Genomic DNA, 23,446 nt, shown 5'->3' on the forward strand with positions numbered 1-23,446 from the left:
GCAATTCCTCGGGGCCTCATTTGAATCTAAGGGGCACGGGCTGTCCGTGCCTTTAATCTGGGATTCTACATGAAGGTTATTGCCTATTACCGCATCCGATCGAGTGAACCCGCATACTCTGATATTGCACTGCAAGAACAACGTGAGGCCGTCAAAACCTGGATCGAAGCCCATCAGGCAGCTGTCCAGGCTGAATACATTGAGCCCGAGACTGACGGCTTCGCGCGCCCGCAATTGCGGCAAGCCATGGAGGACAGCAAACAGTCCGGCGCCACCCTGCTGATCGCGCGTACCGAGGCCATCGGCAGCGGGTCGGAGTTTTCGCCGCGGATTTCAAGCATTCCGGTAGCGTTCGCGCCGGAGCCATCGCGGGAGCGCGGCTATGTCACCCCGGCACCTGAGAAAGCGCCGGCCAGCCTCACTCTGTATTTTCCGGACTTCCGCAGCCCGAAGACCATGCCGGTCTATCTGTGCAATGGCACAGATGCGGCCATTCGTACCATCACGGTCAGGACGATCGGCCTGACTTCGAAATTCATAACACCAAATCCGACCATCGCTGACGAGACTGGCTCTGCCTCCGAACAGCCCTTATCGACGACACCGACCGCATTTTCGCTCGACCGGCTGGATGCGCGCTGCGCCGCTGTGATTGATCGCTACAATCCGATGTTCGACAGCGATTTTGTCACCGCCTTCGAGATCACGTTGATTGATCAGTACGAACAGGCGCAGCGACTGACGGCACTCCTCGGCGCTGCGCCCTTGTCATCGGCCTACCTCAACCTGAAAAAATAATACTCACTCTTCGACGCCTCGACGCACGCCTTTCAACGGCGGCGGCGAACGATGCCTCATGCCCATCACCTGATCGTTTCGAAACTCCCACAGAGAAAGAGCCACCCATGACAATGTCGTTTTCAAAATCGAACCTTATGACCAGTATTGCGTTCGCAACTCTGTTCGGAGGTGTCATCGCCACGCTACGCCTTGCAACAGGCGGCTATGGTGGCCCAGCCAGCATTCCCGAATGCAACAGCAACACCACCCGCGACATGCTGCAGGATGCCTTCAAGAATGCGCCTCAAGCTGCGCTCGGCCTGAAGTTGCTCAAGATCGGCGAAATAGGAGTCGTTGGGAAGGACCTGCTCGACGATAACAACGAAGTCCGTCACCGCGTTTGCGTCGCCGACGTCTTTACGAACCTTGGGCGGAAGCCGGTGTACTTCAACATGTCCTGGGCCGACGTCGAAAAAAGGCAAGTCTACCTCGAGGCACCCATGCTGCCGTTCTGACGGCAATCAGGAGGCCTTCGACGTCCGTATGGAGACCTTCCGGTCGCATCCTCCGATCGTCACTACCGCCGGCGAAGGGGTTTGCCGCGTGGACGGAGTGGATTGTCGCCCTTTGCGAGGGGCCAAAGTCGCCGAGAAAGCGCGCGCTCGATACGCGCATCCATCCCGCCGGTGCCCATCACCACAGGGTTGGCCATGGGACTTTCAGCGACCCAGGCGAGATACTGCGTCAGCGCGTCCACCTGATCGTTGTGCTTTCCGAATGGGAAACGCATCAGCTCACTTTCGAGTTCAACCGTCCAGGGTTGATTCTTTTTGATCAGAACCCGGTGTTGCGCGAAAACGTGGAGTTGGCTCTCAAGCCGCTCTTCCTTGCCGCGTCCACCGGTCGGGCGAAGTTCGGCATGATGACCACGCTCGAACAGCATGCTGTAAAGGCCGCTTCCTGAGCTGGCATCCTCAATCAGGATTTTTGCCGGCTTGTAGGCCGTAATCAGTTCGAGAGCGGCATCGCGCATCTGAACGGGGTCGAGACGTGAGCGCAGCACGTCGATGACATAGTGACGCCGGATATCGCGGGCGATCACGAGACACACCGTGTAGCTATTGTCCGATCCGGTTTTGACGGCCGTGTCCCAGCTCAGCGTAATCCGCCGCGCGTCCGGCGGCAGGTCATCAAAATGCTTGATCTGGCCCGGCCGGATCAGCTCACCTAGTGCCGCTGACGGGTTCTGCTGATACTGGGCAGCAAAGATCGACTCGCCAACCTCTTCCCGCTTCCGCTTGATGACCTCGGCAGGCCACTGATTTGTCAGCAGCGGCTCGCCGGTCTTTCGATCCCAGGTCGAGTTGCCGAAGGAATAAACCGCGTCTTCCTCGGCCACCAGAGCCAGGCAGACGTGCTTCCAGCCGCCCTTCTGAAGCAGACTGCCGGACAGATCATCCTCATGCATACGCTGGCCGACCACGATCATGGCGCCTCTGATTTGGTCGTCGAGGCGCGACGCGATCATCGCGTCAAAGTTTTCGTTGACGTTCTGGCGTTCCTTTTCCGACTTGACGTGATGGGCCGAGATCGGGTCATCGATAATGATGATGTCGAAACCACGGCCCGTGATGCCGGTCTCGAACGAGGCCGCATAGCGGCCACCGCCCTCGACGGTGACAAAGTCCATGGCCTTGCGGCCGTTGTCACGGAGTTGAAAGCTCGGAAAAACCCGCTGGTAGAAATCCGAGTTGATCAGCTGCAGCGTTTTGGATGCCAGATCTGAGGCCAAGGCCTGGCTATGAGAAATCACCGCAATGCGCAGCTTCGGATTGCGACCGAGAAGCCAAGCAACGAACACGATGGACGTCAACACGGACTTCAGGTGACGTGGCGGCAGATTGATAATGAGCCGGGTGTCACGGCCTTCAGCAACCCCCGTCAGTTCGTTGACCAAATATTCCAGATAGGGCGCGACCTCGAGCGCCCAGCGGTTATCAACGACCGGAAAGGCGCCCTCCAGAAACGCCTGAAGGTCGTTCTTCATGACCGCACGAAAGATTTGAAGATCAGAACGCATAGGTCCTACTTTCAGAAACGAGCGGCCGGCGCCGATCGGCGCCGGCCGAAATGATCCGCATTTCCTATTCGGCCAGACGCCGCGCGAGAAAGCGCTCGAGGATCGCTTGGTCGTCGGATGTCAGCGCCGGCACCTGCTCTGCCACAGCTTCAGCCTCGAACAACCGACCGACCAGCGTCAAGACAACGTTGGCCGCGCGAGCGTCGCCCTTCAGTGCTTTGGCGACAAGCGCCTTCAGCATGGCGCGCTGCTTGGAGACCTTGAGGCTGCGCTCGCCCTCCCGAATCCGGATCTTTTCCGAAAGCTCACTGCGCAGATCCGTCTTCAGATTGACGCTGCCCTTGGGGCGGCCGTTCGGGTTGCCGGACTGTCCGGGCTTGAAACGGGTTCCGGCGGGCGGCTTGCGGTAGCCGACCTTATCATCCTCCTGCTCAGACATCGCCGGCCTCCGTCACGCTAGCCTCTGTCACGTTGGTGGAAGCGATGGGCAGGTCTGCGGCGACCAAGGCGCCGGTGGCGGCCGCGCCAGCAGGCAGCTCGGCGACAGCCACGTCCATCGTTGTCACCGGCGACACGACGCGTTCCGCGATCGCGTCAAAGGTCTCGCCGGTGGCGGCATGAACCGCATTCTTGCCGGTTCGCTTTTGCCAGCGCCGGATGGCGGCATCGACATAGACCGGATCAAGCTCGACGCCGATGCAGACGCGGCCGGTTTCTTCGGCCGCAATCAACGTCGACCCCGAGCCCAGGAAGACGTCGAGCACGAGATCACCGCGACGGGTGACGTCACGCAATGCGTCGGCGATCATCGCGACCGGCTTCACGGTCGGATGAATACCAAGGAGGTCCATGCGGTCCTTGCCGAAGGCATTGACGCCGCGATACTGCCAGACGTTCGAGCGGGAGCGGCCACTGGCGCCAAGACCGAAATTGTTCTGATGCGGTCCCTCGCCATGCTTGAACACGTAAATCAGCTCGTGCTGGCTGCGATAAAAACTTCCCATGCCCGCATTGCTCTTCGTCCAGACACAAAGATTCTTTTGTTCGAGATGGTTTTGCGCCGCAGCCTCGCACAATTCACTGCCATGCCTCCAATCCATGCAGAGAAAAAGAATCGCGCCGTCGGCAAGAACGGGCTTAATTGCGGCCACCGTCGTGCTCAGGAACGCCACGAACTGGTCGCGCGACATCTCGCCGGTACCCATAGCGAACTCACGATGACGCGTCTTGCCGAGACCAGACACGAAGCCATCGATCGGCACGTTGTAAGGCGGATCGCTGAACACGCAGGCGACTGTATTGGTGCCTACAAGGTCACGGATGAAAGCCGTATCGCGGGCATCGCCACAACCGATCAGGTGATCACCGAGGCGGAAAACATCGCCAGGCTTTGCGGCCGACGGACCAGCCATCGGCGCAAGGTCATCGAGCGCTTCTTCCTCAACGGTGTTGGCGGCCGGCGTATCGATCGACAAGGCCATATCGATCTCCACCGCTTCAAAGCCGCCGAGATCAAGGTCGAAACCAACGCTGATCAGGTATTCGAACTCGCCGCGCAGCTTGGCGTTATCCCAGACAGCGTCCTGGGCGACGCGATTCAGGGCAAGCCGGAGGGCACGAACCTCCGGCTCAGAGCGGTTTTCCAACTGCACCACGGCGATCTCGTCGTGACCGAGTTCGACCAGAGCATCGAACACGGCATGGCCATCAATCAGCGTGCCGGTCGCCGCGTCCAACGGAAGCGGCACAACTTGACCAAACTGCCGCAGAATGGCCTTCAGCTTGCGACGCTGCGCGCTGCTGTGCTGGCGCGCAGCATGGGGCGACGGCTTGATAGCCGTCGCCTTGAGATAGACAATCTCGAGAGAGTTTTTATGGGTCATGTCGCACCCATTAGATTTCGAGCGGGGTGCGGTCGCCCGCGTCCGAAACCAAGGCCGGCGAAACGCAATGCGACAGCTCACCAGTACCGGTAATCATGACCGGCAGCAGTTCGAGCACAAGATATTGGACATCAAGCTCCGCGATGCGGTCGAGAGATGCCAGCGCCTCATTGAAGACTTCCGCTTGGCGATTGATGACCTCAAAGCAAACCAGCAGGCGGCCGACAGCACGAACGGCCGCCGGCGAAGGCGTCGTCAGCTTAAGCGTCTTCACAAACTCATAGTTCGACGCTTTGAGTGCCAGATAAGAAGTCGTGTCGGAAAGAAGCTGATAGTCCGGACCGACGATCAGCGGGCGCGGCTGACCATATTTGCGGATCACTTGCATCGCCTCACGCAGCGCCGCGACATTCTTGCGACGCAAACGCGAAGGGGACACTTGGATGCGGGAAAAAGGGATGACCTTCGTATTCAATTTTTGAACCATTTTGGGGCTCCTTAGACCTTGGAGCACCGGCGGACGACGTGCATACAGCTCGAATTGCACGCCTTGAGAGATATCTGCCTGCGCTGCCCGAGATGGTGAGCTGCGCTAATGCGTCTCCATAACGTCCGTAACAGATACGGCCATGGTCCCGAGCGTTTGCCAAAAATCGCGAATTGTCAGGATTGGGCTATGCGGCAGCCAAAAAGAGACTTTGTAGATCGCTATATAGCTGACTCTACTTATAAAATTGGCATCAGGAGACGGGTGAGCCCCTTGTTAATGCCACTATGACGCAAAAAGCGCACATCAACCTCGCGGGACGAAAGCCCCGGACGTATCCACGGCCCTAACCTAAGCCAAATCCGAGAAAATAGTTCCTATTAGAAACACGCGCCGATGGTACCTCAATAAGCCAGCCCCGTTGCAATGCGTTATTCACCTAGTATCTGGCCACGCCGACCAAGCGGTTAAAAGCACCCATGTCGCCCCCGAATTGCACTGTGATTTCCGCGTGCGCAGCTCGGCGAAATTCCTTGAAAACCAGGATCACAGGATGCTCCGTTACCGGCCAACAAAGCCACAAGATTACTCACAATCCGCTCGACTTCAGCGGCGAACGGAGCGTGTGTGGTGGTACGCAAAAAAGGAGCACCCTGATGACCGATGTCGCCGCAAATAACGTGGTCGCCGCACTCGTAACGGAAATCCGCGGCAAGCTGGAAGAAACTCTAAGTATCGCGAAAGCTGCCGAGAGCTGCGCGCGCGATGGCAGCGTGGATCGTGCCGTGCAGATCCTGATGGACTTTGAAGGTCTGGTGCATGAGGCACGGGACCTGTTCAAGGCAGCGCTGACGATCAAACGCAACCTGTTTGCTGAAACCACATAATCACTATCTTTCCCTAACTGGGACCTCCCCCGCCCTCGCATTGAGATCGGCGGGCCGGGTCAGTGGCAGCACCCGATGTTGCCGTTGACCCACAGGAGATCCCATGAACATCCAAAAAGCCAAAGATCCCGCCCGCAAAGGAGGTGTAGCGCGTAAACCCGCCGCCAAGGCACGACAACCATCGAAAGTGAACACGACTCGTTTAGCCAAGGCAGCACGCTCACGCGTTCAAGGCGTCACTGAACAGTCCTCCGCACGTTCCTTCGAAACTGTTCCACATTCGAAGCCATCCAAAGTGCCTCCCGCCCAAGCTCCAGTGGCAAAGCCCGCACGTGAGTCTTCAAAGCAAGCTACCGTGCTCACGATGCTGTGCCAGCCAAAAGGCACGACCATTACCGCCATCATGAAGGCGACCAGCTGGCAGCAACACTCGGTACGCGGCTTCTTCGCAGGCGTCGTCAAGAAGAAGCTCGGTCTCAATCTTGTTTCCGAAGAAAGCGATAAGGGACGGGTTTATCGCATCAGGGATCGCAAGGCCTCTCCTGTTGCGGTCGACAGGCCGAAACAGGCGGCCTGATGCGATGGGCGATAGGAAAAACGGAAACGGTCGTAACACAGTCAAAGTTTCCATTGAGGACGAGACCGCGCATCTGCGCGGTCTCGGCTTCAAGGGCCTCCGCATGCGATGGCAAAGCGTGTTTCAAAGACCCGCCCCTGATCATTTGCCGCGACATCTGTTGTTTAGGATTCTCGCCTATCAGATCCAGGCCGACCGCCTCAGCGATCTTGATCACGAGACGAGAAAAATTCTGGACCGGACCACAGTCAAGGAATCACGGATTGAGCTATCCGCGCGTTTGGCAAGCTCCGATCAGAAACGGACTGAACTTACGCCCGGAACAGTATTGGTGCGGGAATGGGATCGGAAGTCGCAACGAGTGATGGTGACGGCGGATGGGTTCGCGTGGAATGGCAAAACTTATGACAGTCTCACCAAGATTGCCTTCGCAATTACCGGCACCAGATGGAACGGTCCTCGCTTCTTCGGCCTCAGAGACAAGGAAGAATCGGTGACTGAGGCACGATCGTGAAGACGACCTCAATCAAGGCTGTACGTTGCGCCATCTATACGCGAGTCTCGACCGACAATGGACTCGATCAGGAGTTCAACTCGCTGGATGCCCAATACGATGCAGCGTCGTCATATATACAGAGTCAGGCTCATGCCGGCTGGACGCTGATCCGGTCGCGGTATGACGATGGCGGGTACTCCGGTGGGTCAACCGACCGTCCTGACCTGCAACGGCTGCTGGACGACATCCGTGATCGGAAGATTGACGTCATCGTTGTCTATAAGGTCGATCGGTTGACACGATCGCTGGCCGACTTCGCCAAGCTCGTGGAACTGTTTGATGCACACGGCGTATCGTTCGTCTCGGTCACCCAGCAGTTCAATACGACGACCTCCATGGGTCGGCTGACGTTGAACGTGCTGTTGTCGTTTGCCCAGTTCGAACGAGAAGTCACATCTGAGCGAATTCGCGACAAAATCGCAGCCTCAAAACGTAAAGGCATATGGGTCGGCGGCCCCCTCCCCTTGGGATATGCGATGAACGACGGCAAGATCGCGGTCGTCGAGGAGGAGGCCGACCGGGTCAGGACGATCTTCCAACGATACCTTGAACTCGGCGGCGTGCACGCGCTGATGCGGAACCTCAGTGATCAAAAGATCTTCACAAAGTCGAAGCTGCTTGCAACAGGCCAAACGCGTGGGGGAATTCCCTTCGGCCGGGGCTCACTCTGTTATCTTTTGCGCAACAGATTTTATATCGGTGAGGTCACATACAAGAATGAGATTCTATCGGGCGAGCAGCCCGCAATTGTGGAACGAGAGTTGTTTGAAGCGGTTCAGCAGAAACTGACGAGCCAACGATCTCATCGCACCATCCAGCGCAACAAGTCGGACTATTTGCTAACGGGATTGCTATACGATGGTTCCGGCCACCGCATGATCCCTACCCACGCGACCAAAGCCGGCATTCGGTATCGCTACTACGTCTCGTCGCCTCATTTGTATGGGCAGTCAAAAATTGCGTTAGTTGGATCGGTCTCTCGTATTGCTGCAACTCAGGTCGAGGACGCCGTCACCAACGCACTGAATGAACATCTCATTGCGCAAAACGAGAAGCCTCGTTCCGACCCGGCACAAAGGGCCGACCGTAACTCCATCTTGGAGCATGTTGCGCGCATCGATGTGCACACTGATCGGCTGATCCTCACCCTGAAATCGCAGCATCCAGATGGCGACGACGAGAGCCTAACCATCGCTTGGGAGAAGCCGCCATCTCGAAAATTCAAAGAGATCCTGCTACCGCACAATAAATCGAGAGCTGACGTCCGGCCGATCCGCACCGAACGGCGCACGCGCCTTGTGGCTGCCATCGCTCGCGGCCGGCGCTGGCTAAACGAGGTTGTGTCAGGTGAGATCAAGGCGGTCGAAGAAATTGCCGCCCGCGAAAAGTGCAGCGTTCGTCAGGTTAATATGACGATCTCGCTGGCCTTCCTTGCGCCCGCTCTCGTTAAAGCCGCAGTCGAAGGCCGGCTGCCACGTGGCATTGGTGTCGAGCGGCTCCGCGATGCTCCCGCCGAGTGGACCCGACAGTTCGAGGCCCTTGGACTCAACCCGCGATAACTCCCGGCACTCCCCATAAACTGTCTCCAGATTGGAATGCACACGGTCACTCCTGTGCTGAAATCGGCCGTTCTGCCCGCTCCATCTCGAGCCACCAGGAACGGAATTTTCGGATGCAGAGACCGGACGCCCAAAATCGCCCCCAGAGACCGCAATCACCCGCAGAGACCGAAAATGCGAGATGAGAACAGCGGAAATCCCCGCTAAAACAGCCTCTTTGCAGTCGAACCGAAAGAGTGCGGTTCGGGGGAAACTGGGTGGTGGGCGCGACAGGGATCGAACCTGTGACCCCCTCGATGTCAACGAGGTGCTCTCCCGCTGAGCTACGCGCCCTTAAGACCACTTGTGCCGGGATGCGTCCCTATATCGGCTTGGATCGCCGCAGGCAAGGACGGGAAACCGTGTTTTCGGGGCAAATTGCCCCCAATCGACCGCCGCCTCAGGCCGCCAGCATCTTGTTCACTTCGCTGACCAATTCGCGCAGATGCACGGGCTTGGAGAGCACCTTGGCGTTTTTCGGCGCCTCGGAGTCGGAATTCAGCGCCACGGCGGCAAAGCCGGTGATGAACATGATCTTGATATCGGGATCCAGCTCCGACGCGCGGCGCGCCAGCTCGATGCCGTCCATCTCGGGCATCACGATGTCGGTTAGAAGCATTTCAAAAGGCTCTTCGCGCAGCCTCTGATAGGCTGACAAGCCGTTGTCGTAGGACGACACCTGAAAGCCGGCATTCTCCAGCGCCTTGACCAGAAAGCGGCGCATGTCGTTGTCGTCTTCGGCAAGGAGAATTTTGTGCTGCATGGTCTTGGTGTAGTCCCGTGAATGGAGAAAGTCCCCTGCCCTCTATTTGCCCGCACGGTAGTAAATTTCGGGTGAAGGCCAAGTTCCTATTGGCAGATCGGTCAGGTTTGCGGACAATGATGTTGCACAAAACACCCGCTTTTCCGGCGAAAATGTGTTGTCCGGTCAGGCATTTCAGCAGCGGCGCAAATAACGCCGCGGGTGCGAATGGCGAAGAGAGGTGGCAATGACCCAGTTCGAGGACGAGTTGTCGCCTCCATTCGAAATTATCGAGCCGCCGGTCTGGCGCGCGCCGATCATTTTCAATTCCCCGCATTCAGGATCGGTCTATCCGCGCGAGTTTCTGGCCGCGTCCCGCATCGATGAGGCTGCGCTGCGCCGTTCGGAAGATTCGTTCATGGACGAAATCATCGCGGACCTCACCGGCCGCGGATTTCCCATGGTCCGGGTGAATTTTCCGCGCTCTTATGTGGACGTCAATCGCGAGCCTTATGAGCTCGATCCGCGCATGTTCGCGGGCCGGCTCCCGAGTTTCGCGAATACCCGCTCGATGCGGGTCGCGGGCGGCCTCGGGACGATCCCGCGCGTGGTCGGCGACGGCCAGGAGATCTATTTCGAGCGACTCGATGTCGAGGACGCGCTGAACCGGATCGAGGCGCTCTACAAGCCTTATCACCGTGCGCTGCGCCGCCTCATCAACAAGGCGCATCAGGCTTTCGGCACGGTCGTCCTGGTCGATTGCCACTCGATGCCGTCGGTCGGCGTGTCGCGTGACGAGCCGAAGCGTCCCGACGTGGTGATCGGCGACCGTTACGGCACGAGCTGCGCAAGCCTGTTGCCCGATGTCGTCGAGGAAACGCTGACGGCACAGGGTTATTCGGTCGGCCGCAACAAGCCTTACGCAGGCGGCTTTATCACCGAACACTACGGCAACCCGGCCAGCGGACTGCATACGATTCAGCTCGAACTCAACCGCGCGATTTACATGGACGAGCGGCGGCGCGAGCGTGGCCCGCAATTCCGCAAGGTGGCTGATGATTTCATCGTGCTCGCCGAGGCACTGGCCGCGATCCCGCTCGACAGTCTCGGGCCATTCCAGGCCGCGGCTGAATAGGCATCTTCCCGCGCCTCTTTCAGCGCGCGAAATTTCTCCTGTGCATGATGAATCAATGCCGGCGTTTGCTTCCCCATCGCCGGACAGAAAAAAGGGCCACTCGCGAAAGCAAGTGGCCCAAGTCTAGGGAGGAAACGCCCAAGGAGGGCAGCAATAACGCGAGGCGTTATCGCACCGCAACAATATGCAATCGCAGCGCACTCAGGGCAAGTATTTTTAAAGATTTTGTCATGCTCTGAACGCATAACAGGCTTGCGACCGAAATCGGGATTTCTGAGGAAATACCCTTTTAAATACAAATGCTTAATCGAAATATAGCCCTCTCCAAACCGCCAAAAAAGCTTGGAATCGCGCCCATAAAATGAATCTATATTACCATATTTGGCTCGAGAGCCTTTCATTTCGACCTTCGCTTTGGAATCAGGAAGTAAGGAATGAACATTTGGATTAGTGGTACGTGGGTCAAATTTTCGATGCTTGCCGCCGTCGCCCGGACTCTTATTAGGGCCGTCACCAGTTCGCATTTACAGTCCACCCCACTCGCAGTCGCTTCAAAGGAATCCCCGTGACGGTTATCGACTTCACCGCTTTTATCGGACGACTGGCGACCGCCTCAGGCGACACCATCCTTCCCTTCTTTCGCACCTCGCTGAGCGTCGAGAACAAGAACGTGGGTCGCGACCTCGATCCGGTTACCGAAGCCGACCGCGCCGCCGAGGCCGTGATGCGCCGGATGATCAAGGACAGCTTTCCCTTGCACGGTATCGTCGGCGAGGAGTTCGGATCGGAGCGGGCCGATGCGGAGTATGTCTGGGTGCTCGATCCGATCGATGGCACCAAGTCCTTCATCGCCGGCCTGCCGATCTGGGGGACGCTGATCGCGCTGATGCACAACGGCGCGCCGGTGTTCGGCATGATGCATCAGCCTTACATCGGCGAGCGCTTCAGCGGCGACGGCGGCTCCGCGCGCTATGAAGGGCCGTCCGGCAAGCGCAAACTGTCGGTGCGGCGCTGCGCGACGCTTGCGGAGGCCACGCTGTTCACCACAAGCCCCCGTTTGATGAATGCGCCGGACCGCGCCCGGTTCGAGCGCGTCGAAGCCGGCGTGCGGCTGTCGCGCTACGGCGGCGATTGCTACGCTTACTGCATGCTCGCCGCAGGTCATCTCGATCTCATCATCGAAACCGAGCTGAAATCGTATGACGTTGCCGCCTTGATCCCGATCGTCACCGGCGCCGGCGGCATCATCACCACCTGGGACGGCAAGCCCGCGCAGTCCGGCGGCCGTATCGTCGCAGCCGGCGACAAGCGGCTACACGACGAGGCATTGAAGCTGCTGAATACATAAGGCGTTCAGCCCTCGGCACTACACCTTCGCAAACGCCTTCAGATGATCCGCCAGCTGCTGCACCGGCCGGGGCAATGACTGTCGGCTGCGCATGCAGATCGCCAGCCTGCGGCTGGTCCATGGATCGGCCATGCGGACCATCCTGATCCGCATGGCCGGCTGTAGCGCCGCGCGGCCGCATCCGGAATGATCGCAAGACCGACGCCCGCCTCCACCATCTGGCAGGTCGCATCGAAGCCTCTGAGCCGCGCCCGTATCCGCAGGCGAACTCCCAGTTTAGCGGCCTGCATCGCGATATGATTTTGCAGCGCGCTGGCTTCGGTGAGACCGATGAAATCGCGCGCCGCGACATCGCGGAAATTCGTCTGCCGCCGCTGCGTGATCTCGTCACCCGGCGGCGCGACTAGCACCAGCCGATCGTCGCAGAACGGAAAGCGGTGGAGCCTCTCGGGCAGCATGGCCTCGACAGCGAGACCGATATCGGCCGCGCCGGACGCCACCGCCGTGGCGATCTCCGCGCTCTCGCGTTCCTCGACGTCGACGCTGATCGCGGGATATTTCGCGAGAAACGACGCCAGCGCCTTCGGCAGGTGTTCGCTCGCGCCGGACGTGTTGGCGAGCATGTGAATGCGCGCCTTCAGGCCTCGCGCGTAGGCAGTGAGTTCGCCCTGCATCGCCGCCACCTGATGCAGCACGACGCGGGCATGATCGAGCAGGCTTTCACCCGCCGCCGTGAGCCGGACGCCGCGCCGTTGCCGCTCGAGCAGCGGCACGCCCAGCGCCGCTTCCATGCTCTTGATGCGCGCGCTGGCCGACGCCAGCGCCAGCGCCGATCGTTCCGCGCCGTGGGTGATGCTGCGCGCTTCGGCGACCGCCACGAACAGCCGCATATCCACCAGATCAAAATGCATGGCCAGGGCCCTTTACACGGCCTTCGCCAAACCCGAAGGCTAACTCCGTATTCTCCAGATTGTGCAGTATGCCGCTGCCGGTCAATGTGCGTGCCATGCCCAGCTCAATGTCAGATCCGATTCTCATCGTCACCATTGCCGCCGTGTTTCTCCTTGCGGGCTTCGTCAAGGGCACCATCGGTCTCGGCCTGCCGACTGTGGCCATGGGCCTTCTTGCGACGCGGATGCCGCCGGCACACGCCCTCGCCATTGTGATCGTGCCCGCTATCGTCACCAACATCTGGCAAACCTTCGTCGGCCCCTATCTGCGCGACATCGTGCGCAGGCTGTGGCCGCTGATGATCGCGACGATGATCGGCATCTGGCTCGGCGCGGGACTGATGACCGGCCCCTATGCGCGTTATGGCACCATCATTCTCGGTGTGCTGCTGGTGATTTACGCGATCATCGGCCTGTCCAAAGTCCGCTTCAGCGTCGCCCGCCGGAACGAGAAATGGGTCGGCGGCATCGTCGGACTGGTCACGGGTGTCATCTCGGCCGCGACCGGCGTGCAGGTGATTCCATCGATGCCCTTCATGCAGGCCATCGGGATGGAAAAGGACGAGCTGGTCCAGGCGCTCGGTGTGTTCTTCACCACGGCGACTGTGGCACTGGCATTCAACCTCACCAGCGCGGGATTGCTGAATGCAACGGTCGCCGTTCCCGGTCTTGTCGCGATGGTCGCGGCCTTTTCAGGCATGTATCTCGGTCAGCTTCTGCGCTCGCGGATGGATGCGGACACGTTCCGCCGCTGGTTTCTGATCGCCATGCTGCTGCTCGGCATCTATCTCGCGGGTGACATGCTGGCGAAGATTTACGCCTAGGCTTTTCCTCTCGTTCCGGAAAACCGGTGCCGACGTATCCGGATCGTGCTAGGCGTTCTGTATGATCCGAGTCACCCGCGACATCACGATCGACGAGAAAGACCTCGACATCGCCTTCGTCCGCGCCTCCGGGCCGGGCGGGCAGAACGTCAACAAGCTCTCGACCGCGGCACAGCTGCGCTTCGACGTCAGCCGCGTGGCGCTTGCACCCGATACCATGATGCGGCTGACAACACTCGCGGGCCAGCGCATGACCAAGGACGGCGTGATCGTCATTCACGCCCAGCGCTTTCGCACCCAGGAGCGCAACCGGGCCGACGCCATCGACCGGCTGCTGGACCTTCTGCGCGAGGCCTCGGTGCGCCCGAAGCCGCGCCGCGCCACCAAGCCTACGCTGGGCTCCAAGATACGCCGTCTCGACGGCAAGAAACGCCGCAGCGACGTCAAGGCAAAGCGCAATACGCGCAGCTTCGACGATTGATTGCCGTCGCATCCATTGAAAACTCCGGCCGCGGACGCGACCGGAGTTCTTGTTTTGCGAAGATTAAAGCTTTCGAGTTCTTTAGCGTTTGAGGCCGCCCGCAGCACCGCCGGCCGCGCCGGTCGCCCCGTTGACGGCTCCACCGGCGCCCGATCCGACAGTTCCCTTCGCGCCAGTCTGCGCGCCGGCTCCGACATGCGCACCCGAACCTCCGACATGTGAATCAACGCCGGCTCCGGTATTGGCCCCGCCGGTCACACCGGCAGGGCCGGTAACACCGCCCTGCGCACCGCCGCGAACCCGCGTGTCAGACGAGGCGCCTTGCGCCAGCACGGCACCGGTCAGCATTGCCGAGGTTGCGAGTACGAGCGCTGCAGTTTTTACGACCTTCATCCACTTCTCCTTCAATGGCGGCGTTCAGTCCGGTTTCGATTCGTGCGCCGCCCGCATCTGCCGGATCAGTTCGCCGAGATATCTCTCACGAACGGCGCGAGTGCATGCAAACTGCGTCGTGTGACCATTGTTCAGAGATTTCGAGGTCATTTCGGGGATATTCCGCCACATCACGACCGCATATTCGGCGGTTGATTGGCCCTGTGCGCAGCGGTGAAAGCCGGACAAATCAACGCGGTTGAGGTTCCCTTTGATGCATCCGACCCGGTAAAATGCGTCCACGCCGTATCGAGTCGCGCCAGGAACATTTATGCCCGTCCGCCAGCTTCCCATTCAGATCGTCAACCGCATCGCCGCCGGCGAAGTGGTGGAGCGGCCTGCAAGCGCGGTGAAGGAACTGGTGGAAAACGCCATCGACGCGGGCGCGTCACGTGTCGATGTTTTCACCGAAGGTGGCGGACGCCGGCGCATCGCCATCACCGACGATGGCGCGGGCATGACCCACGACGATCTCGCGCTGTCGGTCGATCGTCACGCCACATCGAAACTCGACGATGAAGACCTGCTGCGCATCCGCACGCTGGGCTTTCGCGGTGAAGCGCTGCCGTCGATCGGCGCGGTGTCAAAACTCACCATTGCCACGCGGCACGCCAGCGAACCTCATGCATGGACGTTGAGTGTCGATGCCGGAGCGAAGTCCGACATTGTGCCGGCGGCATTGACCGCCGGAACGCGCGTCGAGGTCAGCGATCTATTCTATGCCACACCGGCGCGATTGAAGTTTCTCAAGACCGACCGCACCGAGGCCGAAGCGGTGCGCGAAGTGGTGCGCCGTCTCGCGATGGCCCGGCCTGACATTGCGTTCTCGCTGTCGGGCGAAGAACGCGCGCCTGTGACATGGGCGGCGGCGCTGCCCGGTGCTCCGGGGCGACTGACGCGGCTCGGCGACATTCTGGGCGCGGACTTTCGCGCCAGCGCCATCGAGGTGCGCGCCGAACGCGACGGCGTGAGTGTCGAAGGCTTTGCGGCCGCCCCGTCGCTGACCCGCGCCAATGCGCTGGGACAATACCTGTTCGTCAATGGCCGTCCGGTACGCGACAAGCTCATTCTCGGCGCGGTGCGTGCGGCTTATGCGGACTATCTGCCGCGCGACCGGCATCCGGTTGTGGCGCTGTTCGTGACTCTCGACACCCAGGAGGTCGACGCCAACGTGCATCCGGCGAAGACCGAGGTGCGCTTCCGCAATGCCGGTCTGGTGCGGGCGCTGATCGTGCACGCGCTGAAGGACGGTCTCGCCCGCGAGGGCAAACGCACGGCGGCGAATTCCGACGGCACCGCGATCATGGCGTTCCGCCCCGGCAGCAGCATTCCGCGCGGCGGATGGGACTGGCGGCGCTCGCCGAATTTTCCCGCGGCCCCCGCCGCGCCAGCGTATGCGAATGCGTTTTCGTCCAGTACGTTTGCCGAAGCCGCACAGGCCGCGTTCGACACCGGCACGCCCACCGCCGACGTGCGCTACGAACAGGCACCTTTGAGCGATCTGATTGACCGCCCGCTCGGCGCGGCACGCACGCAGATTCACGAAACCTATATCGTGTCGCAGACCCGCGATGGCCTCGTGGTGGTCGATCAACACGCCGCCCATGAGCGCATCGTCTATGAGCGGCTCAAGGCGTCTCTCGAACGAAACGGCGTGCAGCGGCAGATCCTGCTGATCCCCGAGATCGTCGAGATGGACGAGGCCACCGTCGAGAGGCTGGTCGCGCGCGCGGATGAACTGGAGAAATTTGGGCTCAGCATCGAGTCCTTCGGACCCGGTGCCGTTGCAGTACGCGAGACGCCGTCGCTACTCGGCAAGGCCGATGCGGCGTCATTGTTGCGCGATCTCGCCGAGCACATGGCCGAATGGGACGAGGCGTTGCCGCTTGAACGACGGCTGATGCACGTTGCAGCCACCATGGCCTGTCACGGCTCGGTGCGTGCCGGCCGCATCCTCAAGCCCGAGGAGATGAACGCGCTGCTGCGCGAGATGGAAGTGACCCCGAATTCCGGCCAGTGCAACCACGGCCGCCCAACTTATGTCGAACTGAAGCTCGCGGACATCGAGAAGCTGTTCGGGCGAAGATAAATCTTCGCTGGAGCATTATAGTCGCTTGAGGCGATAAAATGGGAAGTCATTGGAGACGACGCCGCTCTCACCCGCGACGTTTAAGGTCGGGACGCACCGCTATCATTCCTGCTACTTGGGAACTGAGATCGGAAGAAAGTAAGCAAAGGGCGCCCGCTTATCGTCATCGTTGCCCAGATTGCGGAGCACTAGTTGTGAGCGTTCAGATGAAACGCGGTGGCTGGGCACATTTCGAAGGAGCGAACGGTCTGGGGCGGGTCAAACATCCTTGCTTTGATCGAGGTGAAAAGCTCAGTCGAAGACGAGATAACGAAACACCGGACTTATTCGATACATTTGCGCCTTCCGACGACAAAATTGACTGACTCACTTGGTGAGAGAGCGGAGTGAGGCGGCGCTTTCTTGACTATTTCTCCGCATATCAACTAGCAGCGCCCCGCAAAAAAACGAACTCCGTGTCGTCATAGGCGCGTCGCTCAAGTTCCTCGAAGCCTTCGGGCGTCACAAACCCCGCCTCCTTCGATTCCTCGACAACCACCAGCGCTTCCGGCGTCAGCCATTTGCCGTCGCGCAACGACGCGAGCGCCTTGTCGGCAAGTCCGCGCTTATAGGGCGGATCTAGAAAGACCAGCGAGAACGGCTCGACCGGATAGGCCGGGCCAAGATTGGTAGCGTCGCGGCGATAGACCTTGGTGACGCCGCCGAGCCCCAGCGCCTCTACATTGTTGCGCAACAGCGCCCGCGCCTCCGCGCCGTTATCCACGAACAATGTGAACGCTGCGCCGCGCGACACGGCTTCGATGCCCAGCGCACCAGTGCCCGCGAACAGGTCGAGCACCCGCGCGCCGTCGATCGGGTTGTCGTAGGCATGCATCAGGATATTGAACAGCGACTCGCGCAGGCGGTCCTGCGTCGGACGAATGTCATTCGACGCGGGCGAGGCGATGTTGCGGCCTCTCAGACGACCACCGACGACGCGCATGGATGTGCTCAGTCTTCCGTGGTGTCGTCTTTGGGCTTCAGATCGCGCTTGCCTTTGTAGCCGCGCGTCGGGCGGCGCGGCGAGCCGTAGCCGTTGGCTTCTTCCTCGTTGCGCGCACGCGTATTCTCGCTGCCTGTACGCATCACAAGCACGCGACGGCCCTTCCGATCCTCAGTCACGCTGCGCTTTGGCTTGGGCTTCGGACCGCCACTCGGCTGTTCGCCGCGGGACGCGTCGTTTACCGGCTTGTCGAACTGCGCGCCGGACATCGTGACAATCTTGTCGCCGAGCTGCTCGCGCAGCACCCGCGACTTGATCTCCTCGACCTGGCCTTCCTCGATCTCGCCGAGTTGGAACGGGCCGTAGGAAATGCGGATCAGCCGATTCACCTCGAGGCCGAGATGCGCCATGACGTTGCGGACTTCGCGGTTCTTGCCTTCGCGGATCGCAAACACGATCCAGACGTTGGCCGCCTTGTCGCGTTCCAGCGTGGCGTCGATCGATCCGTATTTGACGCCATCAACCTCAACACCGTTCTTGAGCTGATCGAGCTGGCCCTGGGTGACTTCGCCGTGGGCGCGGACGCGATAACGCCGCAGCCAGCCGGTGTCCGGCAATTCCAGTGCACGGGCCAGCCCGCCGTCATTGGTGAGCAGCAGCAGGCCTTCGGTGTTGAAATCGAGCCGGCCGATGCTGATAAGGCGCGGCAGACCTTCCGGCAGGTTGTCGAACACCGTGGGACGGCCCTCGGGATCGTCATGGGTCGTCATCAGGCCGCGCGGCTTGTGATACAGAAACAGCCGCGTGCGCTCACGCTCCGGCAACGGCTTGCCGTCGATGGTGACCACATCATTGGCGGTGACATCGAGTGCCGGCGAGTTGATGACGCGGCCATTCACCGCAACGCGGCCCTGCACGATCCATTCCTCGGCATCGCGGCGCGAGCACAGACCCGCACGCGCGACGATCTTGGCGATGCGTTCGCCGGATTTCTTCTTCTCCGGCGCGGCACGCGGCGCACGCTTGTCGAAATCGGGCTTGCGTTCGCGATATTCGCCGCGCCCGCCAAATGCTGGCCGCTTGGCAAAGACCTTGCTGTCGTCCTCGTTGTCGCGGCGAGGGCGATCACCGGTTTCACTGCGCGGATGTTCCTGCCAGTCACTGCGGCCACGCGGCGCGCGATCATCACGTGGCTTGTCGAAGCGGGGACGCGAAAAACGCGGACGCTCGCTGGAATCGCGATCACGGTCGCCACGGTCGAACCGGGGCTTATCGAAACCGCCGCCTTCGCGGCGTGGCGGACGGCTCTCAGCGTCGCGTGACAGTCCGCGCTTCTGCCAGGGCTTGTCGCCACCGCGGTCTTCACCGCGGCTGAAATCCTTGCGCGGTCCGCGGTCCGGCGCACCACGCCCGGGCCGGTCATCGCGGTTGAACCGCGGGCGCTCATCGCGCTGCAGGCGGTCGTCCCGATTGAAGCGGGCCGGACGTGCATCGCTCCCCTCGCCACGCGGCGTATAAGCCCGCTTCTCGCCGAACTTCTTGTCCTGGAAACGCCCGGCGCCCGCGCTGCGGGGCGCGCGGTCGTCGCGCTCACGCGGCTTGAAGGAACGGCCTTCACCACGATCCTCACGGGGCTTGAACGAACGCCCTTCGGGACGGTCTCCATGTGGCTTGAACGAACGTCCCTCACCGCGATCCTCGCGCGGTTTGAACGAACGTCCTTCAGGACGATCTCCACGCGGCTTGAATGAACGTCCCTCGCCACGATCCTCGCGCGGTTTGAACGAGCGTCCTTCGGGACGATCTCCACGTGGCTTGAACGGACGACCTTCGCCACGATCCTCGCGTGGCTTGAATGAACGTGCGTCGCCGCGATCCCGCGAACCGAATTCCTTGCGCGGGCCACGATCCGGTCCGTCCTTCCGGAAATCGTCGCGCTTGCCGGCGTACGGCTTCGACGCATAAGGGCGCTTGTCGCCGGACGGCCGCTTGTCACCAAATTTGCGGTCACCAAACTTCTTGTCACCACCGCGCGGGCCGGCCGATCGAGCGGGGCGCTCGTCGCGCGAGCTTCCTCCGCTGCGCGAGCCTCCGCCCGGACGGCCTCTGCCACCGGCCTTGAAGCCTCCACCGGCTCCGCCTTCACGGCGCGGCGGACGGCCGTTGTTTTTATCGTTGTCGCGGGGCATGAATGATCTCTCAGGACGTTGGGCGGAATATGGGACTGTCGCACAACGTGAAATTGGCTGGCGGCACGCGCCCTTTTAAATCAGGGCGCATTTTCGCGCAAAACCGGTTCTCGCGTTTGCTGAAGACGTCTTACTAACAGAGTTTATTGCCGGAAACGAGGCATGACGGCACGATCTTTCATGGATTTGGCGCTCAAACAGGCCGAAATCGCCGAAACGACCGGGGAAGTGCCGATCGGCTGCGTCATCGTGCGGGGCGGCACGGTGATCGCGCAGGCCGGCAACCGCACCCTCGCCGACCGCGATCCGACCGCGCATGCCGAAATCCTGGCGATCCGCGAGGCCGCCCGCGTCACCGGCAGCGAACGGCTGACCGATTGCGACCTCTATGTCACGCTGGAACCCTGCACCATGTGCGTCGGCGCGATATCCTTCGCGCGAATCCGGCGGCTTTACTACGGCGCAAGCGATCCGAAGGGCGGCGCGGTGGACAGCGGCGTGCGGTTTTTCGCCTCGCCGACATGTCATCATGCGCCGGAGATTTATCCGTCGGTCGGCGAAAGCGAAGCGGCCGCGCTTCTAACAAGCTTCTTCAAGGCGCGACGTTAAAACAGGTTGATCTTCATGCCCTCATGCGAGGCGTCCAGGCCGAGCCGCGCATAGAAGCGCTGCGCGTCGGCACGCCGCTTGTCAGTCGTGAGCTGCAGCTGCTTGCAGCCGCGCGCCCGCGACCTGGCGATCATCGCATCCATCATCTGTTCGCCGATGCCGAGGCCGCGCAGCGAACGATCGACCCGCACGCCTTCGACCTTCGCGATCCAGGCGCCGTGATAGGATATGCCGGGAATGAACGTCAGTTGCAGGCAACCCATCGCCGTTCCCTCGTGATCCCACACGTAAAGGGTGTTGTTGGGGTCCGCCGCGATGGCGTCGAAGGCGGCATAATACGCCGCCATATCGCCGGAGAAATCCTCCCGGCCGCGCGCCACCTCATCGTCCGCCAGCATCTCGACGATGCGTCGGATGTCTTCTCGCCGCGCCTCACGTAATGCCATCAATCTTGCTCCAAAAAGAATTCAAGTAATGCGTCAGCCGTTGCCTGAGGGTTTTCCTCGGCAAGGAAATGTCCGGAATCGATGGCGTACCCGCTGACGTTCGTCGCCCACCTGCGCCAGGTGTCGAGCGGGCTTGAGGTCGAGGACGCGATGCCTGCGCCGCCCCACAGTGCCAGCAGCGGCACCGTGATCTTGTTGCCGGCTTCAACGTCGCCCTTATCCTGCTCGAAATCGGCATAGGCCCCGGCGCGATAATCCTCGCACGCCGCATGAATGCGCAGCGGATCGCGGAACGCCGTCAGATAATGTTCGACCGCGCGCGGATCGAACGGATTGAGCGCATCCTTCTTCGCCCAGCTCTTGAAGGTTCGCCCGAAATAATCGTCAGGATTGGACGCGATCAGATTTTCGGGCAGCGGGTGCGGCTGCGCCAGAAATGCCCAGTGATAAATCCGGAGCGCGAAGCCGCGATCCATTTTCGCCCAGTAGTCATACGTCGGCAGAATATCCAGCGTCGCGAGACGCGACAGCCGCCCGGGGTGATCGAGCGCGAGCCGATAGGCGACGCGGCCGCCACGATCATGACCTGCGAGGCCGAAATGCACATGACCGAGCTTTTCCATCACCTCGATCATCACCTGCGCCATCGTCCGCTTGGTGAACGGCGTATGGTTTTCGTCGGTCTTCGGCACGTCCGACCAGCCGTAGCCGGGCAGGTCCGGTATCACGAGGGTGAATTTCTCCGCGAGCATCGGCGCAACGCGATGCCACATCACGTGGGTCTGCGGATAGCCGTGCAGCAGCAACAATGGCGGGCCTTTGCCGCCGACGCGGGCGAAAATACGGCCGCGCGATGTGCTGACCCATTCAGACGTAAAACCGGGATAGAGATCGGCGAGATCAGGCATGGACAATCCTAGACCCTGGCGGCGCCCCGCGAACACGGGACAAGCCCTCACTGAATTCAATTATCGAAGTTCAATCTTGCACTAACGCGACACCACAAGGAATATTTCGGCAGATATAACGATTTGGCGGGGTTTGGGTCCCCGCCCTCGCAGGACGATGCGTCGTTTAAGGCTGGTTCTCCCGCGCCACCGCCTGCCAGCCGATGTCGCGGCGGCAGAAACCCTCCGGCCACTGGATGCGATCGATCGCCTCATAGGCACGGCGCTGCGCCTCGCTGACGGTCTTGGCTGTCGCGGTGATGTTCAGAACCCGTCCGCCATTGGCGAGAATCTTGTCCCCGTCGGCCTTGGTGCCGGCGTGGAAAATCTCGACCCCCTCCACCTTTGCGGCATCATCGAGCCCCTCGATGGTTGTGCCCTTGGCGTAGTCGCCCGGATATCCTTTCGCCGCCATCACCACGGTGAGTGCAGGCTCCGGATACCAGCGCAGGTCGAAATGCTTCAACTCGCCATCGACCGACGCCAGCAGCGCCGGCACCAGATCCGATATTAAACGGATCATCAGCACCTGCGTCTCGGGGTCGCCGAAGCGCGCATTGTATTCGATCAGCTTGGGACCATCCTTCGTAATCATAAGTCCAGCGAACAGCACGCCCTTGTAGGGCATGCCCATCGCCTTCATCGCGCGCAGCGTCGGCAGGATAATCTCGGTCATCGTGCGCTCGCGCACCGCGTCGGTGAACACCGGCGCCGGTGAATAGGCGCCCATGCCGCCGGTATTCGGTCCCTTGTCGCCGTCGAAAGCGCGCTTGTGGTCCTGCGCCGCGACCAGCGGCAGCGCATTGTCGCCGTCGCACAGCACGAAGAACGAGGCCTCCTCGCCTTCCATGAATTCCTCGACCACGGCTTCCGCGCCAGTTGCAGTGAACAGCGCATCGATGGCGGCTTCCGCCTCTGCCAGCGTCATCGCCACCACGACACCCTTGCCGGCCGCAAGGCCATCGGCCTTCACGACAATGGGCGCGCCTTGCTTGCGGATGTAGGCCTTCGCCGCAGCCGCATCGCGAAACCGCTCATAGGCCGCGGTCGGGATGTTGTTCGCCTTGCAGATGTCCTTGGTGAAGCCCTTGGAGCTTTCGAGCTGCGACGCTGCCTTGCTGGGCCCGAATGCCTTGATGCCCGCAGCTGCAAGATCGTCGACAATACCGGCCGCCAGCGGCGCCTCAGGGCCGACCACAACCAGGTCGATCTTGTTCACCTGGCAGAAGTCGATCACCGCGGCGTGGTTCGCCACATCCAGCGCGACGCATTCCGCGTCCTGCGCGATGCCGGCATTGCCCGGCGCGCACCACAGCTTCGTCAGCAGCGGCGAAGCCGCCATTTTCCACGCCAGCGCGTGCTCGCGCCCGCCGGAACCGATCAAGAGGATGTTCATGATGTCTCCTAACCCGTTCGGTTACCGG

The 23,446-nt window shown here is 60.9% G+C and carries 24 protein-coding genes, 1 tRNA gene and 1 pseudogene; 12 read left to right on the top strand and 14 right to left on the bottom strand.

Annotated features, from left to right (window positions below):
* Positions 1-69: 69 nt before the first annotated feature.
* Complete coding sequence (locus HNQ36_RS14195) at positions 70-798, top strand: recombinase family protein (protein ID WP_184086139.1); 729 nt, start codon at positions 70-72, stop codon at positions 796-798.
* Positions 799-905: 107 nt separating this feature from the next.
* Complete coding sequence (locus tag HNQ36_RS14200; protein WP_184086141.1) at positions 906-1,295, top strand: hypothetical protein; 390 nt, start codon at positions 906-908, stop codon at positions 1,293-1,295.
* A 62-nt stretch (positions 1,296-1,357) separates the two neighbouring features.
* Here HNQ36_RS14200 and HNQ36_RS14205 read toward each other — a convergent pair whose 3' ends face one another.
* From HNQ36_RS14205 to HNQ36_RS14220, 4 genes are all read right to left on the bottom strand, one after another.
* Positions 1,358-2,860 (bottom strand): phage terminase large subunit family protein, encoded by a 1,503-nt coding sequence (locus HNQ36_RS14205; RefSeq protein ID WP_184086143.1) that lies wholly within the window; start codon positions 2,858-2,860, stop codon positions 1,358-1,360.
* A gap of 64 nt (positions 2,861-2,924) precedes the next feature.
* Positions 2,925-3,299: a DUF5681 domain-containing protein gene (locus HNQ36_RS14210; RefSeq protein ID WP_184086145.1), complete on the bottom strand. Its 375-nt coding sequence runs from the start codon at positions 3,297-3,299 to the stop codon at positions 2,925-2,927.
* Positions 3,292-4,743: a DNA modification methylase gene (locus HNQ36_RS14215; RefSeq protein ID WP_184086147.1), complete on the bottom strand. Its 1,452-nt coding sequence runs from the start codon at positions 4,741-4,743 to the stop codon at positions 3,292-3,294. Before HNQ36_RS14215 ends, HNQ36_RS14210 begins: the two co-directional genes overlap by 8 nt.
* A 10-nt stretch (positions 4,744-4,753) precedes the next feature.
* Complete coding sequence (locus HNQ36_RS14220) at positions 4,754-5,230, bottom strand: ParB N-terminal domain-containing protein (protein WP_184086149.1); 477 nt, start codon at positions 5,228-5,230, stop codon at positions 4,754-4,756.
* A 656-nt stretch (positions 5,231-5,886) separates the two neighbouring features.
* Between HNQ36_RS14220 and HNQ36_RS14225 the strand changes: the two genes are divergently transcribed.
* The 4 genes from HNQ36_RS14225 to HNQ36_RS14240 all read left to right on the top strand — a co-directional run bounded on the left by HNQ36_RS14225 (position 5,887) and on the right by HNQ36_RS14240 (position 8,809).
* Positions 5,887-6,117, top strand: coding sequence for a hypothetical protein (locus HNQ36_RS14225; RefSeq protein WP_184086151.1), 231 nt, complete (start codon positions 5,887-5,889; stop codon positions 6,115-6,117).
* Positions 6,118-6,220: 103 nt separating this feature from the next.
* Entirely contained in the window at positions 6,221-6,694 is a 474-nt protein-coding gene (locus HNQ36_RS14230; protein WP_184086153.1) for a DUF3489 domain-containing protein, read from the top strand.
* A gap of 4 nt (positions 6,695-6,698) precedes the next feature.
* Positions 6,699-7,208 carry a DUF2924 domain-containing protein gene (locus HNQ36_RS14235; protein ID WP_184086155.1) on the top strand — a complete coding sequence of 170 codons (510 nt, stop codon included), beginning with the start codon at positions 6,699-6,701 and terminating at the stop codon, positions 7,206-7,208.
* Positions 7,205-8,809 (top strand): recombinase family protein, encoded by a 1,605-nt coding sequence (locus HNQ36_RS14240; RefSeq protein ID WP_184086157.1) that lies wholly within the window; start codon positions 7,205-7,207, stop codon positions 8,807-8,809. The genes HNQ36_RS14235 and HNQ36_RS14240 overlap by 4 nt, the downstream gene beginning before the upstream one ends.
* Positions 8,810-9,067: 258 nt before the next feature.
* Here HNQ36_RS14240 and HNQ36_RS14245 read toward each other — a convergent pair.
* Positions 9,068-9,142: transfer RNA gene (locus HNQ36_RS14245), tRNA-Val, on the bottom strand.
* Positions 9,143-9,248: 106 nt separating this feature from the next.
* Positions 9,249-9,611 (bottom strand): cell cycle two-component system response regulator CpdR, encoded by a 363-nt coding sequence (gene cpdR, locus HNQ36_RS14250; RefSeq protein WP_002713397.1) that lies wholly within the window; start codon positions 9,609-9,611, stop codon positions 9,249-9,251.
* A 226-nt stretch (positions 9,612-9,837) separates the two neighbouring features.
* Between cpdR and HNQ36_RS14255 the strand changes: the two genes are divergently transcribed.
* Both HNQ36_RS14255 and hisN read left to right on the top strand, forming a co-directional pair.
* Positions 9,838-10,725: an N-formylglutamate amidohydrolase gene (locus HNQ36_RS14255; protein WP_046827696.1), complete on the top strand. Its 888-nt coding sequence runs from the start codon at positions 9,838-9,840 to the stop codon at positions 10,723-10,725.
* A 565-nt stretch (positions 10,726-11,290) separates the two neighbouring features.
* Complete coding sequence (gene hisN, locus HNQ36_RS14260) at positions 11,291-12,073, top strand: histidinol-phosphatase (protein WP_184086159.1); 783 nt, start codon at positions 11,291-11,293, stop codon at positions 12,071-12,073.
* Between the two features lie 18 nt (positions 12,074-12,091).
* On the opposite strand, the pseudogene HNQ36_RS14265 reads toward hisN, so the two are convergent.
* Positions 12,092-12,984, bottom strand: a pseudogene (locus HNQ36_RS14265) (LysR substrate-binding domain-containing protein).
* Between the two features lie 107 nt (positions 12,985-13,091).
* On the opposite strand from HNQ36_RS14265, the gene HNQ36_RS14270 reads away from it, so the two are divergent.
* Together HNQ36_RS14270 and arfB are read left to right on the top strand one after the other, a co-directional pair.
* Positions 13,092-13,847: a sulfite exporter TauE/SafE family protein gene (locus tag HNQ36_RS14270; protein ID WP_184086161.1), complete on the top strand. Its 756-nt coding sequence runs from the start codon at positions 13,092-13,094 to the stop codon at positions 13,845-13,847.
* A gap of 61 nt (positions 13,848-13,908) precedes the next feature.
* Positions 13,909-14,328, top strand: coding sequence for an alternative ribosome rescue aminoacyl-tRNA hydrolase ArfB (gene arfB, locus HNQ36_RS14275; protein WP_184086163.1), 420 nt, complete (start codon positions 13,909-13,911; stop codon positions 14,326-14,328).
* Positions 14,329-14,409: 81 nt separating this feature from the next.
* Here the strand turns inward: arfB and HNQ36_RS14280 are convergent, their stop codons facing one another.
* Both HNQ36_RS14280 and HNQ36_RS14285 read right to left on the bottom strand, forming a co-directional pair.
* Positions 14,410-14,721 carry a hypothetical protein gene (locus tag HNQ36_RS14280; RefSeq protein WP_184086165.1) on the bottom strand — a complete coding sequence of 104 codons (312 nt, stop codon included), beginning with the start codon at positions 14,719-14,721 and terminating at the stop codon, positions 14,410-14,412.
* 24 nt (positions 14,722-14,745) lie between these two features.
* Positions 14,746-15,003, bottom strand: coding sequence for a hypothetical protein (locus HNQ36_RS14285; RefSeq protein WP_184086167.1), 258 nt, complete (start codon positions 15,001-15,003; stop codon positions 14,746-14,748).
* Between the two features lie 28 nt (positions 15,004-15,031).
* Here HNQ36_RS14285 and mutL point away from each other — a divergent pair, with 28 nt between their 5' ends.
* Positions 15,032-16,849 carry a DNA mismatch repair endonuclease MutL gene (gene mutL / locus HNQ36_RS14290; RefSeq protein ID WP_184086169.1) on the top strand — a complete coding sequence of 606 codons (1,818 nt, stop codon included), beginning with the start codon at positions 15,032-15,034 and terminating at the stop codon, positions 16,847-16,849.
* 421 nt (positions 16,850-17,270) lie between these two features.
* Here the strand turns inward: mutL and rsmD are convergent, their stop codons facing one another.
* Both rsmD and HNQ36_RS14300 read right to left on the bottom strand, forming a co-directional pair.
* Positions 17,271-17,831 (bottom strand): 16S rRNA (guanine(966)-N(2))-methyltransferase RsmD, encoded by a 561-nt coding sequence (rsmD, locus tag HNQ36_RS14295; RefSeq protein ID WP_184086171.1) that lies wholly within the window; start codon positions 17,829-17,831, stop codon positions 17,271-17,273.
* Positions 17,832-17,839: 8 nt separating this feature from the next.
* Complete coding sequence (locus HNQ36_RS14300; protein ID WP_184086173.1) at positions 17,840-20,020, bottom strand: pseudouridine synthase; 2,181 nt, start codon at positions 20,018-20,020, stop codon at positions 17,840-17,842.
* A 162-nt stretch (positions 20,021-20,182) separates the two neighbouring features.
* On the opposite strand from HNQ36_RS14300, the gene HNQ36_RS14305 reads away from it, so the two are divergent.
* Positions 20,183-20,629: a nucleoside deaminase gene (locus HNQ36_RS14305; protein WP_184086175.1), complete on the top strand. Its 447-nt coding sequence runs from the start codon at positions 20,183-20,185 to the stop codon at positions 20,627-20,629.
* Here HNQ36_RS14305 and HNQ36_RS14310 read toward each other — a convergent pair.
* The 3 genes from HNQ36_RS14310 to purD form a co-directional block, all read right to left on the bottom strand.
* Entirely contained in the window at positions 20,626-21,075 is a 450-nt protein-coding gene (locus HNQ36_RS14310) for a GNAT family N-acetyltransferase (protein ID WP_046827705.1), read from the bottom strand. The genes HNQ36_RS14305 and HNQ36_RS14310 overlap by 4 nt on opposite strands.
* On the bottom strand, positions 21,075-21,983 hold the full coding sequence (locus tag HNQ36_RS14315; RefSeq protein ID WP_184086177.1) for an alpha/beta fold hydrolase: 909 nt from the start codon (positions 21,981-21,983) through the stop codon (positions 21,075-21,077). Before HNQ36_RS14315 ends, HNQ36_RS14310 begins: the two co-directional genes overlap by 1 nt.
* A 166-nt stretch (positions 21,984-22,149) precedes the next feature.
* On the bottom strand, positions 22,150-23,418 hold the full coding sequence (purD, locus tag HNQ36_RS14320) for a phosphoribosylamine--glycine ligase (protein ID WP_184086179.1): 1,269 nt from the start codon (positions 23,416-23,418) through the stop codon (positions 22,150-22,152).
* Between the last annotated feature and the right edge of the window lie 28 nt (positions 23,419-23,446).

Source organism: Afipia massiliensis, assembly GCF_014203115.1.
Lineage (GTDB): Bacteria > Pseudomonadota > Alphaproteobacteria > Rhizobiales > Xanthobacteraceae > Afipia > Afipia massiliensis.

Bases quoted from the DNA above. Each gene is read 5' to 3' on its own strand.
- HNQ36_RS14195 (WP_184086139.1), top strand. From the start codon at position 70: ATGAAGGTTATTGCCTATTACCGCATCCGATCGAGTGAACCCGCATAC.
- HNQ36_RS14200 (WP_184086141.1), top strand. From the start codon at position 906: ATGACAATGTCGTTTTCAAAATCGAACCTTATGACCAGTATTGCGTTC.
- HNQ36_RS14205 (WP_184086143.1), bottom strand. From the start codon at position 2,860: ATGCGTTCTGATCTTCAAATCTTTCGTGCGGTCATGAAGAACGACCTT.
- HNQ36_RS14210 (WP_184086145.1), bottom strand. From the start codon at position 3,299: ATGTCTGAGCAGGAGGATGATAAGGTCGGCTACCGCAAGCCGCCCGCC.
- HNQ36_RS14215 (WP_184086147.1), bottom strand. From the start codon at position 4,743: ATGACCCATAAAAACTCTCTCGAGATTGTCTATCTCAAGGCGACGGCT.
- HNQ36_RS14220 (WP_184086149.1), bottom strand. From the start codon at position 5,230: ATGGTTCAAAAATTGAATACGAAGGTCATCCCTTTTTCCCGCATCCAA.
- HNQ36_RS14225 (WP_184086151.1), top strand. From the start codon at position 5,887: ATGACCGATGTCGCCGCAAATAACGTGGTCGCCGCACTCGTAACGGAA.
- HNQ36_RS14230 (WP_184086153.1), top strand. From the start codon at position 6,221: ATGAACATCCAAAAAGCCAAAGATCCCGCCCGCAAAGGAGGTGTAGCG.
- HNQ36_RS14235 (WP_184086155.1), top strand. From the start codon at position 6,699: ATGGGCGATAGGAAAAACGGAAACGGTCGTAACACAGTCAAAGTTTCC.
- cpdR (WP_002713397.1), bottom strand. From the start codon at position 9,611: ATGCAGCACAAAATTCTCCTTGCCGAAGACGACAACGACATGCGCCGC.
- HNQ36_RS14255 (WP_046827696.1), top strand. From the start codon at position 9,838: ATGACCCAGTTCGAGGACGAGTTGTCGCCTCCATTCGAAATTATCGAG.
- HNQ36_RS14270 (WP_184086161.1), top strand. From the start codon at position 13,092: ATGTCAGATCCGATTCTCATCGTCACCATTGCCGCCGTGTTTCTCCTT.
- arfB (WP_184086163.1), top strand. From the start codon at position 13,909: ATGATCCGAGTCACCCGCGACATCACGATCGACGAGAAAGACCTCGAC.
- HNQ36_RS14280 (WP_184086165.1), bottom strand. From the start codon at position 14,721: ATGAAGGTCGTAAAAACTGCAGCGCTCGTACTCGCAACCTCGGCAATG.
- mutL (WP_184086169.1), top strand. From the start codon at position 15,032: ATGCCCGTCCGCCAGCTTCCCATTCAGATCGTCAACCGCATCGCCGCC.
- rsmD (WP_184086171.1), bottom strand. From the start codon at position 17,831: ATGCGCGTCGTCGGTGGTCGTCTGAGAGGCCGCAACATCGCCTCGCCC.
- HNQ36_RS14300 (WP_184086173.1), bottom strand. From the start codon at position 20,020: ATGCCCCGCGACAACGATAAAAACAACGGCCGTCCGCCGCGCCGTGAA.
- HNQ36_RS14305 (WP_184086175.1), top strand. From the start codon at position 20,183: ATGACGGCACGATCTTTCATGGATTTGGCGCTCAAACAGGCCGAAATC.
- HNQ36_RS14310 (WP_046827705.1), bottom strand. From the start codon at position 21,075: ATGGCATTACGTGAGGCGCGGCGAGAAGACATCCGACGCATCGTCGAG.
- HNQ36_RS14315 (WP_184086177.1), bottom strand. From the start codon at position 21,983: ATGCCTGATCTCGCCGATCTCTATCCCGGTTTTACGTCTGAATGGGTC.
- purD (WP_184086179.1), bottom strand. From the start codon at position 23,418: ATGAACATCCTCTTGATCGGTTCCGGCGGGCGCGAGCACGCGCTGGCG.